At 35.7% G+C, this 16,248-nt stretch carries 6 protein-coding genes and 1 pseudogene; all 7 read right to left on the reverse strand.

Going from position 1 to position 16,248, the window contains the following annotated elements:
• Nucleotides 1-71: 71 nt before the first annotated feature.
• A pseudogene (locus H3Z85_04300) lies at nt 72-1,831 on the reverse strand (arginine--tRNA ligase).
• 137 nt (nt 1,832-1,968) lie between these two features.
• Nucleotides 1,969-3,393, reverse strand: a complete 1,425-nt coding sequence (locus H3Z85_04305) for a SusD/RagB family nutrient-binding outer membrane lipoprotein (protein ID QPQ52676.1) — start codon at nt 3,391-3,393, stop codon at nt 1,969-1,971.
• Between the two features lie 9 nt (nt 3,394-3,402).
• On the reverse strand, nt 3,403-6,450 hold the full coding sequence (locus H3Z85_04310; protein QPQ52677.1) for a SusC/RagA family TonB-linked outer membrane protein: 3,048 nt from the start codon (nt 6,448-6,450) through the stop codon (nt 3,403-3,405).
• Nucleotides 6,451-6,826: 376 nt separating this feature from the next.
• On the reverse strand, nt 6,827-8,248 hold the full coding sequence (locus tag H3Z85_04315) for a SusD/RagB family nutrient-binding outer membrane lipoprotein (GenBank protein QPQ52678.1): 1,422 nt from the start codon (nt 8,246-8,248) through the stop codon (nt 6,827-6,829).
• A gap of 12 nt (nt 8,249-8,260) precedes the next feature.
• Nucleotides 8,261-11,263: a SusC/RagA family TonB-linked outer membrane protein gene (locus H3Z85_04320; protein ID QPQ52679.1), complete on the reverse strand. Its 3,003-nt coding sequence runs from the start codon at nt 11,261-11,263 to the stop codon at nt 8,261-8,263.
• 414 nt (nt 11,264-11,677) lie between these two features.
• A complete protein-coding gene (locus H3Z85_04325) occupies nt 11,678-13,111 on the reverse strand; it encodes a SusD/RagB family nutrient-binding outer membrane lipoprotein (GenBank protein ID QPQ52680.1) in 1,434 nt (477 codons plus the stop codon).
• 6 nt (nt 13,112-13,117) lie between these two features.
• The gene (locus H3Z85_04330) at nt 13,118-16,183 is read right to left on the reverse strand and encodes a SusC/RagA family TonB-linked outer membrane protein (GenBank protein ID QPQ52681.1); all 3,066 of its coding nucleotides are present in this window, start codon (nt 16,181-16,183) and stop codon (nt 13,118-13,120) included.
• Nucleotides 16,184-16,248 lie beyond the last annotated feature (65 nt).

Genomic DNA, 16,248 nt, shown 5'->3' on the forward strand with positions numbered 1-16,248 from the left:
AATACTCATGATCAACGTAAACCAGTGATAATTTTGACATAAAAAAACTCCTGAATATTCAGGAGTTTTTTTTACATTCTGTTTACTGTTCCGATCCCCAGAAGTTCCAGCGACTTTTTGATAGTCTTGGCTGTAAGATCTGACAGATCTAAGCGGAATTGTTTTACATTTTCATCGTCCTGATTCAGGATCGGATTATTCTGATAGAAAGAATTGTATGATTTGACAAGGTCATATACATAATTGGCAACCAAAGCCGGGCTTAATGTTTCTGCTGACCTGGCAACAATTGTTTTGAAATTTGCCAACTGCATAATCAGTTCTTTTTCAAATTGGTTTAATACAATATCCTCCGTCTCCTTCTGTATATAATCTGCCTTAGCCAATAATGACTGAATACGAGCGTAGGTATATTGAATAAATGGTCCTGTATTCCCGTTAAAATCAATACTTTCTGCCGGATTGAAAAGCATTTTTTTCTTAGGATCAACTTTCAGCATGAAATATTTTAATGCTCCCAATCCTACCGTTTCGTAAGATGCTTCTTTGTCTTCTTCGGATAATGTTTCCAGTTTTCCAAGCTCTTGTGCCTTAGATTTAGCTGTAGCATACATTTCCTGCATTAAATCATCAGCATCTACTACAGTTCCTTCACGGGATTTCATTTTTCCTTCAGGAAGTTCTACCATTCCATAAGACAGGTGATACAACTGATCGGCCCATTCATACCCAAGTTTCTTCAGGATTTTAAATAAAACCTGGAAGTGATAATCCTGTTCATTTCCTACCGTGTAGATAAGCTTTTGAATGTTGTTTTGTTTAAAACGTTCCACAGCCGTTCCCAAATCCTGAGTCATATACACAGAAGTACCGTCTGAACGTAGCAATAATTTCTGATCAAGCCCTTCATCGGTAAGATCACACCAGACAGAGCCGTCTTCTTTCTGGAATAAAACTCCTTTATCCAGACCTGCCTGAATAAGGTCTTTTCCTAAAATATAAGTATTGCTTTCATATTGAACCTGATCAAAATCAACGCCCAATCTTTTATAAGTTTCATTGAATCCTTTGTATACCCAGGAATTCATTTCTTTCCAGAGTGCTCTTACATTTTCATCTCCGTTTTCCCAGTCTACAAGCATCTGTTGAGCCTCCCTGATCATCGGTGCTTCTTTTTTAGCCTGGTCTTCTCCTACGCCCTGAGCGACAAGATCAGCAATTTCTTTTTATAGTTTTTATCAAATTCTACATAATAGTTTCCGACAAATTTATCTCCTTTGATATTTGTTGTTTCAGGAGTTTCTCCGTTTCCGAATTTTTCCCATGCCAACATTGATTTACAGATATGAATTCCTCTATCGTTAATGATCTGTGTTTTGATCACATCATAGCCTGCCTCTTTTAGAATCTGGGCAACGGAAAATCCTAATAAATTATTTCTGATGTGGCCTAGGTGCAAAGGTTTATTGGTATTCGGAGAAGAATATTCTACCATCACGGTAGCATTTTTCTTATCCACTGTTGAAAACCCGTTGCTTACCGATCTGAAATTATCTATAAATAATTGATTTTTAACTTTTACATTCAGAAAACCTTTTACCACGTTAAAACTTTCAAACAGATCTGTTTGTGTGGTCAGTGCTTCTCCCAGTTCAACTCCGATATTTTCAGGATTTTTCTTTAATTGTTTTACCAACGGAAAAGTAACGACGGTAAAATCACCTTCGAATTCCGTTTTATTTTCCTGAACTTCCAGCTTGATGTCTTTTAACTGATAGAGATTTAAAATGACTTCCGAAAGTTTTTCGTCTATAATATCTTTAATGTTCATGTTCTTACGTTCAATTTTAATGGCCAGAGATAGAATATCTTCAAAAAATATAGTATCTCAGAATTTTTGAAGTACAAATATACGGAAATAAAAAAACCGCCCGAAGGCGGCACAATATGAATGTTAATAAATGTGTGTTAGTATTTGTCCCAAAAGATCTTGGTTTGCTGTTGATCTCCTCCAATTGCCGTCGCTGCCTGATTATAGTTACTACTATTTAGATTAGATTCAGTAACAGGATAGGTAAATCTCTTAGGAACCGGTCTTTTAGTTTCTGCCGGCAATCTTAGCTCTGGTGCATCATACTTCCTGTACACCGACCATGCTTCAAATCCTCTGTTGTACATGGCAATCCAAAATTGTTTTCCAATTTTTTCTCTCCATGTACCTGATGCTGTAGAGTAATCAACGTCAGCTCTTGTAAGATAAGTAATAACATCGGATGTAGAAATTCCCCAATATTCCATACTTGCCTTGATAGCTTGTTTATAATAGTCAGCAGCTGTAGAACCAACATTATATCCTCTTTCCTTAGCTTCTGCGAGTAAGAATGAGATTTCACAGTAGTCCATTAAATCCCCCTTCAGATCTCTTTTATAGAACGCTTTACCTATATGAGTAAAATCCTTATAATCATTAAGCGCACCGTATATGCCACCTATATATGGTGTTTTATTATTATCAAAATATACACTTCTTCTCGGATCTTCCAGTCCATTTAGATAATCTACAAATGTATCTGAAGGAACAAAATCTTGTCGTCCACTTAAAACTAAATCTGCATATAGTGGATTTGCATTCGCTGTATTATTTTCATACTTAAGAATGAAATTATCATCATTGGAAGACATCAAACCTGCATTATATGCTGCTTCTGCTTCTTTTTTAGACAATTCAGGGTCAAAATCTGCAATTCTCATCGCCAATTTAAATCTGAGAGATGATGCAAATTTTTTCCATCTCACTATATCACCATTATAAATAAAATCTTCAGATAATCCATTATATGCCGAATCAATATCATTATAGGCTATGGTTACTTTTAATAAAAGATCTTTATAAATTGTAAATGCATCATCATAAACAGGCCTCGTATTATTAAGACTTTCCAGCGCTCTTGAATATGGAATATTTCCGAATAAGTCCACCATTTGCTGCCAAGCATATACTTGTGCAATGGTAATAAATGCTATTTGATTTTTCTTTTCTCCAGCCTTAAGGTCTGGATCAACTATCACAGATTCTTTTGCTTTCTTCAGATCATATAAAACAGAACCATACATTTTATTCCAATGTTCTTCAGGTATTGCTCTGTTTCTGATATCATAATTCGTTTCCGTTACATACTGAGTTTCAGTCCAATGCTGTGCTACTAATCTAAAAATATTGCTATTAACACTAGTGCTCCCCATTTGATCAAATAAGTTTTTCACTCCACTTGTAAATAAAAAACTACCTGGTACATCAGTTGGTTTTTTAGGATCTACATTCAGGTCATCAAAACTTTCAGAACATGAAGCTAGAGAAAGAACCACAAGAGATCCAATTATTATTTTTTTCATAATTCTTTTTTAAAATTCAACTTTTACACTTGCTCCTATTTCTTTATAAGTTGGATGAGCACCATTCTGGAAGCCAATAGCATTACCGGAAGTCATCAATGATTCAGGATCTGAATAAGGTAAGTTTTTATGAATAATCCATAAATTTCGCCCGATTAAAGAAAATGTTAAACTCTCAATAAATGTATTTTCAAGTATTTCCTTCGGTAATTTATATGAAATGGTAACATTTCTCAATTTCACAAAAGATCCGTCATAAACATACATTTTTTCAGGTGCTCTGTTGGAACTATAAGGGTTGTTAACATTAGTAAAACCTGTTCTTATATCATTAGGGGAACCATCGGCTTTTACTCCTGGAAGGATAATTCCTCCTCCGTTAGCTAAACTATTTCTCAAAGGTTTTCCCAAATCATTCAGACCGGCAGTTTCTTCATATAGTCCACTCAATAATCCAAATGCCATATCCTGAGAATAAACATCTCCTCCTTTCTTCATGTCTATTAAGAAGCTAAGACTAAAGTTTTTATATCGAAAGGTATTCATGATACTTCCTCTCCATTTAGGAATAGCATCACCAATAACTTCCTGAGGAGAAGTATTCTTGGTTGTCAAATATAATCCGTCTTTTCCTACAACTTTTTCACCGTTAAGATATACGAAATCAGTTCCCCTGATTGTTCCTGTAGATTCTCCCAATTTTGCTCCAGATGTAACATTCCACATCTTAGCAAGTGGTAAGAAGTCATTGTCTCCGTTAATGTGAGTTACAGTAGATTTATTCTTGGACCAGTTTCCAGTAAGTTCCCAAGTAAAATTAGTTGTTTTAACTGGCACCACCGTTAATCTGGCTTCAATACCTTTATTTTCAATATTTCCGGCATTTACCCACATTTTTTTAAATCCTGAAGATCCTGAAATATCAGTAGGTGTTATCAGGTCTTCAGTTTTTTGCTTATATACAGATACATCAAAACTTAATCGATTTCTGAAAAACCCCATTTCCAAACCTGCTTCCATTTCCTTCATTCTTTCGGGTCCTAATTCTGGATTCTTTGATATACTGGAAGAGCTTGCATTAAATGAGTCATTAAATCCGGGATTGAATATATAAGTGTTTCTCAAGTTATAAGCATCGGTATCATTACCCACTTCTGCATAATTGAACCTAACTTTACCAAAATTGATTTTATCCTTATTCTTTAAGAGTTCTGAAAATACAAAGCTACCAGATACTGAATAATATCCATATGAGCGCTTACTACTAGGAAGTGTTGACGATTTATCACGCCTGTAAGACCCATCAATAAACAACATATTTTTATATCCTAAACTAGCTTGTGCGAATAAGCCAATATTAGTTTTTGTATTATCAAAATCTTCAAGATTCTTTTCAGTTAAGGGCTCTGCAGAGTTTGTAATAGAATATAACCATGGAACTTTTAGCCCTGCATTCGTGGCGATTGACATTCCATATCTTTTATTCCTTCGTAAGTTAAAACCAAGGTTTCCATTAAGGTTGAAATCACTTCCAAGGTTTTTATTAATATTGAAGATACCGTCATAGTTCATCTCATAAACTTTCTGCATCATAACATAATATTCACCGTTCCCTCCATTACTCAAACGTCCTTGATCAGAAGAACCTTTAGCTACTCTTTCCTCTCTGATATCATCAAAAGTATCAAAAGTATACCTTCCCATGAAATTTAACCAATCTGTAAACTTATAATTCAATCCTACATTTCCAAAATAACGATTTCTAGTATCTGTTTCATAATTCTCATATCTGTTGAAGAAATAGTTATCGGTATAGCCTACTGTTTGAGTTTCCCAATCCTGAATATTCCATGTAACATTTTTTCTCGTTAATGCATAAGCTTCTCTCTGCTTATTCATATCAACACCCATATTCCACCAACCTCTAAAACCCTGCATTGGATTTCTGGCCTCATATCCTGTATAAGCTCTACCTTTACCTCTGGTATTGATGTATGATATATTAGTAAATAGACTCAGTTTATCCGTGAAATTATAATCTGCAGAAAAATCTAAAGTGTTTTTTTTAATTTCGCTATTTACCAATGCTCCCTGTTGGTAGAAATTGGTATATCCTACTCTATACTTTCCTTTATCGTTTCCGGCAGAAAAAGCAATTGAATTCTGATAAATTGCAGAAGTATTCCAGATCATATTGGGATCTTTCCCAGCTACCCACGGTGTTGGTTTCAGATATCCAGGTAAATAGGGGTATTGTGAATCCCAGTTATAAACTAATAAATTTGGATCGAATCTTGTTCCAAATGAACTGTCATTATATGTATTTACAATATTAGCATCTAAAATACCATCTCCATTAATATCGGGATATCCATTTACCAAATCAACATTATAGAAAGATTTTCCTGAAGTACCTCCTCCGTATTCATGCTGATATTTAGGAAGCGTTGATTTATCTACTGTTCCAAGCGTAATGGAACTGTTAAATTCTACCCCTATTTTTCTTGATTTTTTACCTTTTTTAGTAGTAATCATTACCACTCCGTTCATACCTCTAGATCCATAAAGAGCAGAAGCCGCAGCACCTTTAAGAACGTTTACACTTTCAATATCGTTAGGATTAATATCTGCCATACCATTAGCATAATCATATCCACCTCCACCGGAGCTCATATTTGCCTGGTTAAAAGTATCATTATTGATTGGAGTACCATCAACTACAATAAGTGCTTGATTACTGGATGTAAGTGATTTTATACCTCTAATCACAACATTAGCAGAACCTCCCATAGTACCTGATTGTGTAATATTCAAACCAGCTACCTGCCCAGCTAATGCATCTGAAACATTCGCTACAGGAACATTAGAGACCTGATCTCCCTTTATCTCTGTTGTGGAATATCCAAGAGATCTTTTCTCTCTTTTAATTCCGAGTGCAGTCACCACTACACCCTCGATTTCTTTTGTTTTCATGGTATCTTTCTTCTGCTGCGCATTTGTGACCGCTATAGAAGAAGTTAACACTAAAACAAGAAGACTTGTGTTTAGTTTCTTCATATCAAAATAATTTTTGTATCCGGACAAATTTGTTAAACTTTCTAAACAAGTCAAAGAAAAAAGATAAAAAAAATATGATATATATATTAAAAGACGATATTTATCATTAAATAATTAAAAAATTAAGTTAAAAAATAAATTATCACGAAAAAAATGAAATAATTCACAAGGCAGAAACGGGAGTTTTATCCCGTAAAAACACTCTAAATGATAAAATGCAATACATTAAATCTCTTTATATCAACCAAAATGCTTCTCCCGTAAAATAGATTGCATAGAAAATTCAATTTTCAGAAAAATAAAATTTCTCTCTTTACGGCACAAAAAAACCGCCCGGAGGCGGTATAATATGAATGTTGTTAAATGTGTGCTGATTTTAGTTTTTGTCCCAGAAAAGTTTCGTGGTTGCTTTATCACCGCCAATTTTATCACCGGCAGCTTTAACGTTTGCTCCGTTCAACACGTATTCCTGATCTGAATAAGGCATTCTATACGGCACAGAAGACAAATTCGATTTTGGAGGATTTACTAAGATCGGATAATCTAAACGTCTTGTAAAATTCCAGCTTGCAAAACCTTTGTTAAACATAGCAATCCATGCTTGTGTACCGATAGACTGTTTCCAGTTGGCAATATTTAAAGGATTAGCTGCAATATATGTTGCTGCATTGGCTGCACTTACCCCATTCTCTCTCATAGATTCAGCTACAGCTGCGGCATAAAGATCAACAGCCGTACCTCCTGCTGCAAATCCTCTTGCTGCTGCCTCTGCTTTTAAGAATGCTACTTCTGCATAACTTAGTAAGTTTGACGGTGCAGTAGCACTTCTAAAGTAAGAACTTAGCTGAGAGTAGTTGGTATAAGGATCATTTAATTCCCCGAAAACTCCACCTTTATAAACTCCACCAACTTTTGTAAACCATACGTCCATTCTTGGATCTGAAAGCGCACTCATAGTTTTAATAGTAAGCTCACTGGGCACAAAGTCATTTCTGTTTGAAGCTACAAGGTTATCAAATACCGGATTAGAGAATGTGCCTCCATCATATTTGAATTTGTAAGCTTCATCATCAGAAGAAATAACACCGCCAGCAATAGCAGATTCAACCGTAGTTTTAGCCAGTGCGGGATCAACATCTGCCAGGTTCATTCCTAATCTCAGTTTAATAGAATTCGCGAACTTCTTCCATTTCGTCATATTCCCTGCATAAACCAGATCATTATAACCGTTAACAGCCGGCTTTATCGTTGCCGTAGCAGCATCAATCCTTTTGATCAGATCAAGATAAATGGTTTTGGCATCATCATATTTTGGGGTTAAGATTTCATCTGGTCTGAAGGCTTCAGAATAAGGAACGTCTCCATAGGTATCAACAATATTTTCCCAGATAAAAATTTCTTCAATTTCCAAGGTTGCCATTTTATTGGCACGAATATCATCAGTCTCTACCTCATTTTTCAGATTCATTTTTGCTTGTTTCAGATTATTAATACTGTAAACATACATTCTGTTAAAATGACCACGAGGCTGGTTACGCGTTACCAGGTTATATTGAGTTTCATCCGGATATTGCGTTTCTGCCCACTGCTGTGTAAAAAATCTGTAATTATTAAAGTTCACACTCGGGTTATCCATATAATAGGATGATTGATACATACCCGTAGCTAATAAATTTTCTGAAGGCAAAATTGACGGGTGTTTAGGATCGTCATTAAGAGAAGTTAAATCACTTTGACATGAACTTAAAGCCAACCCAATACATGCAGACACCAAACTTATTTTTATAATATTTTTCATTTTTAAAGTAATTTAGAATTTAAACGTAACATTGACACCAATATCTCTTGTGGTAGGCATTGAACCAATTGACCATCCATAGGAGTTTATCCCTCCACCTACCATGGCTTCAGGATCAGCATATGGTAAATTTTTGTGGATAATCCACAGATTTCTTCCTACAATAGATATTTTAGCATCATAGATCTTAGTACCCTCCAATAAAGACTTTGGAAGCATATACCCAATACTTGCCTCTCTTAGCTTAATGAAAGAACCATCATACACAAACTCTCTTGAAGGTTGGGTTTTATATCCCATAGCAGCATTATTATCAGCGAACGGAGATAGTTGAATATTGTTTGGAGTACCGTCAGGAAGAACACCAGGTAAAACAATAGGCTTATCTCTGTAATCTCCAACGGCAGTTTCTTTATAAAGACCTGAAGATAATCCATAATACATATCTGTTGAGAATACATCTCCTCCTTTACGCATATCAATTAAGAAGCTTAAAGAGAATCCTTTATAACTGAAGCTGTTTCTGATACCTCCAATCCAGTCTGGTGTTGTATTACCGATCACCTGATTAGGATTTTGTAAATATTTTCCTGTTTTCGGATCAATCACTTTTTGTCCGTTCAGATAAGTATAATCAGACCCGATTAATGTTCCCCAAGCTTCTCCTACTCTTGCATTTAAAGATACTCCACCCTGGAAACTATTTAATAAATAATTGTTGATTCCGGGATATAAATTTACCACTTCATTCTGGTTTTTAGACCAGTTGGCATCAATATTCCAAGTAAAATCTTTTGTTTTTATTGGCACTAAACCTAACTGTACCTCTACCCCGCTGTTATCAATTCTACCTGCATTGAATACTTTACCAGTATACCCTATCGCTGCAGATGTAGGCAGTGGTGAAAGAATCTGAGGATTTGTTTTTGTTTTATAATATGCCACATCAAGGGTGATTCTATCTCTTAAGAAATGAACTTCAGTTCCAATTTCAAATTCTTTAGCTCTTTGAGGCATTAAACCATAAAATGGTTGATTTAAAATCGGGTTGTAAATTCCCGTTCCGTTTAAGATCCCAGCAGACTTATAATTATTAACCAATTGGTATGGATTTGCAGTTCCTCCAACTTCTGCATAATTGGCTCTGATTTTCCAGAAATTCATCCATCGTTTGGTATCAAGAATTTCGGACATAATTAAAGACCCGGTAATGGATGGATAATTATATATATTATTATCTGGATTTAAGGTTGACACTTCGGCTCTCCTCCAGGTTGCATCTAAATAGAATTTTTTATAAAAATCAAATGAAGCAGTAGCAAATAATGAATTTGTCTGTTGTGTAGATACATTTTCATCCGGAGCAAGAGGTGCCTTTTTAGAATTGGATAAAGCATAAATTCCGGGAACGATCAACCCTCCTTCTGTGGAAGCATAGATTGAGCTATCATAGTTTCTACGAATATTTCCTCCCACAACTCCGGAAATATTAATATTATCCGTGATATCGAATTTATAATTCACCATTAAGTCATAATTGGTTTCTGTCTGTAAGATATCACGTCTTCCATATCCTGAACCAATAACATTATTTGATTGTCCGAAAGCCTGAGGCAAGGATCCCACGGCCAATCTGGTATCAGCGGTAAGATTTGTTCTGTCATAAGAAACTTTCCCGGTAACAGAGATATTATCGAACAGATCATATGTTACCTGACCATAGGTAAAACTTCTGTATCTTTTATCTGAAGAATAATTTTGATAAGCCTGGAAATATGGATTATTCCAATAAGCAGGAGCCCCGTTTGTAGCAGACTTTCTGCTCCATGTAACGTTACCATAATTATTTGATGCATTGGCAACATGTGGATCTATATTTGCAAGATACGCTTGTTCAAGATCTTTAACATCAACGTTAGTTTGCCACCATTGTCTGAAGCCAGTCGCTATATTGTTTGAATACCCTGTAATACTTCTCCCTTTAGTTTCCTGCAAAGTCATCGTAGAATAAAAAGAAGAGTGTAATTTAGGAGTCAGATCATAATTAACCTTTAAAGAGAAATTATTTTTGTTAAGGTGGGAATTAGGCATTAGTCCGTCGGACATCATATTCTCGTAAGTAAAGCTGATGTTTTTCCCTTTCTGTCCTTTCTCTAACGTTACACTATTGATGTACGAAGCAGGATTGTTGAAAAATGTAATGGGGCCATTTTTAGCGGCTACCCAAGGAGTTGCTTTTTTATAATTTGGTGATGAAGGATTAAATGAATCCCATTGGTATACCATTAAATTAGGATCAAACTTAGGCCCCCATGAAGCATCTGCACCAAAGTTAGCATAATTTAAACCATCAGATGCCTGTGCTCCGAATTTCTGAGCATATCCGGCACCATATCTAGTCTGGTATTCAGGGAAAGTAGATTTGTCAATAAATCCGACTTGTATAGCTGAAGAGAATGTCACTCCCCAAGATCCGTCATCTTTTCCTTTTCCATTTTTAGTGGTAATCACAATAACTCCGTTAAGACCTCTATCTCCATACAATGCAGATGCGGCAGCACCTTTCAGAACGTTGATGGATTCAATATCATCCTGATTGATATCTGAAAGCGCATTACCATAGTCCAGTGAATTGGCCTGAGTATTAGTGTTGTTCACAGGTGATCCATCAATAACAATGAGTGGATTACCTCCTGCCAGCGATTTTACTCCTCTGATAACCAAATTGGAAGACCCTCCAAAGTTATTATTTGTAGTAACATTAAGACCTGCTACCTTACCGGATAATTGCGCCGCAATATTTCCTGTATTCGTGGTTCCGTCGGAAAGAGCACCTGCTTTAATTTCCTGGGAAGCATATCCCAAAGATTTTTTCTCTCTCTTGATCCCAAGTGCAGTTACTACTACCCCTTCGATTTCTTTTGTTTTAATGGTATCTTTCTTTTCCTGCGCATGAGCTACAGCAATAGAGGAAGACAATACCAAAACAAGAAGACCTGTTGTTAGTTTCTTCATATCTAAATTAATTTTGTACCTCACAAAAATGTAAAACTTTCTTAATAACACAAAGAAAAATTGAATAAAATTAACATATATTCAATAATTAAGAAATTTAACACCATCAAAATTATTAAATTAAGTTAAAATCACTTTTTTTAACAAAAACATCACAAATAAGTATAATTTTAATTTAGAAAACTATAACAATGTATAAAATTGACAATATCTATATTAAAATGAAAATTAAATCAACTAAAATACTGATAATCAGAAGTATATAAAAACAGCATTAAAATATCAAGTTAAGACAATAAAAATACTATGTAAAGCATATTAATTTTATTAACCGCTAAAATTTCTTAAAATGGATACAAATTAAAAAAACCGCCCGAAGGCGGTATAATATAAATATTAAATAAATGTCAAATATTAATTAACGTCCCAGAATATTTTGGTTGTTAATTTATCACCTCCGATAGCAGCACTTGCAGCAGAACTGTTAGTACCGTTTGTCGTTGCTTCCGCAGGAGGATATTGTAACCTAACCGGTACTTTACCACCCGCATTTGGAATTGCTGTTGTTGGCGCAACCAATTGTGGATAATCAAGTCTTCTGTAGAAATTCCATGATGTCATAGCCTGGTTATACATTGCTACCCACGCTTGCTCTCCAATAGATTTTTTCCAGTTGGAAGCATCATAAGGATGAGCTGCTATATATGCAGCAGCATCAGCATTTTTCCCCCAATCACTGAATGAAGAAGTAATTGCAGTTGAATATAAAGCTGCCGGACTTCCTCCAATTCCCCATCTTGCAGCAGCTTCAGCTAAGTAAAAAGCCACTTCAGTATAACTTAAAAGAATACCAGGTGTGGTAGCATCTCTGGTAAAAGCTCCTGGTTTTGAAAAACTAGCAAATGATCCCGGTGATCCGATGACCTGCCCTACATATTGCCCATTGATTAGGCCTCTGTAGTAAACACTTATTCTTGTATCATTATTAGTCTTCATATAATCAATCAAAGTTTTCCCGGCAATAAAATCATTTCTGGAAGTCACTTCCTGATAAATCGGATTTTCATTTGGAGAAGAATCTATGTACTGAAATTTACAGTCATCCGCTGAAGAAGTCATCACACCACCTGCAATAGCCTGGTTAACCGTAGCCTGCGCCAGAGTTGGATTTACATCCGCCAAAGAAATACCTAATTTAAGCAACAAAGAATTAGCAAATATTTTCCATTTACCTACATCTCCTTTATACAAAATATCACCACCTCCAAAGGCCGAAGAATCCGCCGATAAACTGGTGATATCAGCTTTCACCCGGTCTATTAATGAAGCGTAAATATCAGATGCTTTATCATATTTAGGCAGTGGATATTTTTCAATATCAAGAGCCTGAGTATAAGGAACATCCCCATAAGTATCAACTAAAACCTGAAATGTATAGACTTGCATAAGATCAATTACAGCCAGTTGATTCTGCTTTACATCTGGCCATGTTGCCACTTCCTGAAAAGTAGGAACATATGCATTTACGATCCTTCTCGCCTGATCCAAATTCTTCAGTACATTCACATAAGTATCAATCCAAACAAGATTGGACACATTACGATTGGTAAAGTCATAATTACTTTCATTTACATAAATGGTTTCCTGCCAGTATTGCATTGTTAATCTAAAATTATTTTCGTTCACATTAGGAGTTGTCATATAATCACTTAATTCCTTTTGTGCAAAAGTGACCAAAGCTTCAGGATTAGTATCGTACGTAGCATGCTGATCCGTGTTTACATCATCAGATGTTTGACACCCTATGAACAACAACGTAACTAAAGATGTTAATATATATTTTTTCATGTCTTCTTAAAAATTGATTTTCACATTAAACGAAATATTCCTTGTAGTTGGCAGAGGCCCAGATTGATACCCCTGAATATTTCCTGCCGACAGACCTGCTTCAGGATCTGAATAAGGAAGATTTTTATGAATAATCCATAAATTATTCCCTATTAAACTCATTGACATCCCCTGTATGAACTTGGAATTGAAAATGTTTTTATTGAATCTATACGTTATTGCCACTTCTCTAAGCTTAACGAAACTTGCATCATAAATGTACGCAGCTCCAGGAAGATCCGTTTGTAAATTCTGACTGGATACCGACTTATCTAATCTGATCGTATTTGGAATATAGTGACCAGGATTATTAGGATCAGCCATTACTCCCGGTTGGATAACACCTCCCAATGGAGTACTCACATACCCTGAGTTAGGATTTCCTGGTGTATTGTAAACAGAATTTCTTATCGGATTACCCAAATCATTTAAACCTACTGAATCAGGATAAAGACCAGTACCATAACCGTAAGATTGGTCTAAGGAATATACTTTCCCGCCTTGTCTCCAGTCGATCAGGAAACTTAGTGAAAGATTTTTATAATTTATCGTGTTATTTAAACCTGCACTCCATCTTGCCTGGAAACTTCCCTGATCATAAACGGCTTTATCTGTCACTAAATATGCCCCATTTGGACCAACAATCTTCTGACCATTTGAATCATAAACAAAATCAGAGGTCCAGATTGTACCATAATCACCATTCAAAGGTGCATTAACACTGGCACCTCCCTGAAGCCTACCAATTGAAATATTTTCAATACCAGGACTTAATGCAGTAACTTTAGTCCATGGATTAGACCAGTTTAAATTAAGATCCCATGAGAAGTTTGTTGTTTTAATAGGAGTTACATTCACTGCAACCTCAAATCCTTTTGTGGTAAGTTCTCCGGCATTTTGAGTCTTAGCACTAGCTCCTGTACCATAGGATACCGGCAGAGCCAGAATCTGATCATATGCCTTATTCTGGAACCATGAAATATCAAAACCAAAACGATTATTGAATAATTTTGTTTCAATACCTACTTCTATATTTTTTAGCCCCTGAGACTTAAGATCAAAGTTTCTAAGGGTTGCATTATAAGCATATACAGGAACATCGCCATAAGAGGCCTGTGCAAAATAACGATTCAGCAACTGATCTGCTCTGGTATCTGATCCCACCTGAGAATATCCAGCACGAACTTTACCAAAATTCAGCCAGTTAGCTTTAACCAAATTAGAGAAAACGATACTTCCCGACACCGACGGATACCAATACACAGCATTAGTATCAGGTAAAGCCGTAGATTGATCTCTTCTGATAGTACCTTCAAGGTAGTAAGTATTAGCATACCCTAATGACACCTGAGCAAAAACGCCATATACATATTTTGATATATCAGAAATCAAAGGTCTTACAGGATTTGATTTTGAATTTGAAATGGTATAAATTCCAGGAGTATACAATCCTCCAGATGTTGATTGCTGATTTGAAAAAGCTTTCTGTACGTTAACATTTCCTCCTAATAAAGCACTAACATTAAAATCCTCAGTTATATTCTTCTTATAAGTTGCGATAAGGTCATAGTTCGTTTCATTGAATTTATAATTACTTAAAGCATATCCTGATGGCTGAACGACTGTATTCAATCCAAAAAGATTTCCTACGTAAGAACCAACAGCTTTTCTTTCTTCAGTCATCATGGTATACCCGTCTGTACCCATTCTGAATAATAGATTAAAGTCTTTACTCACGTCATAGTTTAAACTGAAATTCCCTGCAAACCTGTCTCTGGAGTCATTCTGATAGTTTTCATATCTCTGGAAATATGGGTTATCCCAGAATCCCGGAGACAAATCATCAGTTGCATTTATATTCCAGGTATAGTTCTTTTTGTAGGTTCTATATAGGTATTGTAAATCTTTAATATCAACGTTTGTTGCCCACCATTGTCTGAAATTAGTCATAATGTTATCATTATAACCTGTACTGTTTCTACCCTTGGTTTTTTGAGTTACATAGTTAGCATAGAAGTTTGCCGTCAATTTATCCGTCAGCTTATAAGAAGCGCTTCCGCTAAAGTTATTTTTCATCAACTCACTATTAGGCATGATATCGGACGCATTGGTATTTGAATAGCTTAAACGATATGTCGCTTTCTCATCACCGCCACTCAAAGCTATATTATTAACATAAGTTGCACCAACGTCAAAAAACTTGATCGGTCCATTTTTCGCCATTTGCCAAGGAGTTCTTTGTCCTTCCGTAGGTGATCCCGGAGTAAAAGCTCCATACTGCCAAACCAAAGATCCATCATAAGGAGATCCATAGGATGCATCATTTCCAAATTCTACAATCGGACTACCATCTAAAGTTCCGGCAAAACTTCTCCCTCTGTACCCTTGGCCATACTGAGTCTGATATTTAGGGAAAGTTGATCTATCCACAGTTGACATTGTGATAGAACTTGAGAATTCAAGCCCAATCCCTTCTTTATTTCTCTTTCCTTTTTTTGTCGTAATTAGAATAACCCCATTTTGAGCCCTGGATCCGTAAAGTGCAGTTGCAGCAGCACCTTTCAGAACGTTAACAGTTTCTATATCATTCGGGTTAATATCAGAAATAGCACTACCGTAATCATAACCACCACCACCAGTATTCTGGGATGTTGTATTGATATTGTTATTTAGAATAGGAATCCCATCTACCACGAACAAGGCTTGATTGTCTCCCAAAAGAGATTTAAAACCCCTCATTACCACATTGACAGACCCACCAAAGTTCGTACTCTGTTTAATTTCCAGACCGGCTACTTTACCGGAAAGGTTATTCAAAAAGTTTGTTGTTGGATTTTTATTAACTGCGTCCCCTTTTACTTCCTGGGTAGCATAACCGAGAGATCTTTTCTCTCTTTTGATTCCGAGTGCAGTCACTACAACTCCCTCGATTTCTTTCGTCTTCACGGTATCATTCTTTTTTTCTTGGGCATTTGCAATTGCCACAGAAGAAGTCAACATCAACACTAGAAGACTGGTTGTTAGTTTCTTCATATCAAATTAATTTTGTATTCGTACAAATTTGTAAAACTTTATTAAAATCACAAAGCAATTTCTTA

Origin of the sequence: Chryseobacterium indologenes (genome assembly GCA_016025055.1) — a bacterium.
GTDB classification, from domain to species: Bacteria; Bacteroidota; Bacteroidia; order Flavobacteriales; family Weeksellaceae; genus Chryseobacterium; species Chryseobacterium indologenes.

Excerpts from the sequence above, each read along its gene's own strand:
- H3Z85_04315 (QPQ52678.1), bottom strand. The coding sequence starts at position 8,248 with ATGAAAAATATTATAAAAATAAGTTTGGTGTCTGCATGTATTGGGTTG.
- H3Z85_04305 (QPQ52676.1), bottom strand. The coding sequence starts at position 3,393 with ATGAAAAAAATAATAATTGGATCTCTTGTGGTTCTTTCTCTAGCTTCA.
- H3Z85_04320 (QPQ52679.1), bottom strand. The coding sequence starts at position 11,263 with ATGAAGAAACTAACAACAGGTCTTCTTGTTTTGGTATTGTCTTCCTCT.
- H3Z85_04310 (QPQ52677.1), bottom strand. The coding sequence starts at position 6,450 with ATGAAGAAACTAAACACAAGTCTTCTTGTTTTAGTGTTAACTTCTTCT.
- H3Z85_04325 (QPQ52680.1), bottom strand. The coding sequence starts at position 13,111 with ATGAAAAAATATATATTAACATCTTTAGTTACGTTGTTGTTCATAGGG.
- H3Z85_04330 (QPQ52681.1), bottom strand. The coding sequence starts at position 16,183 with ATGAAGAAACTAACAACCAGTCTTCTAGTGTTGATGTTGACTTCTTCT.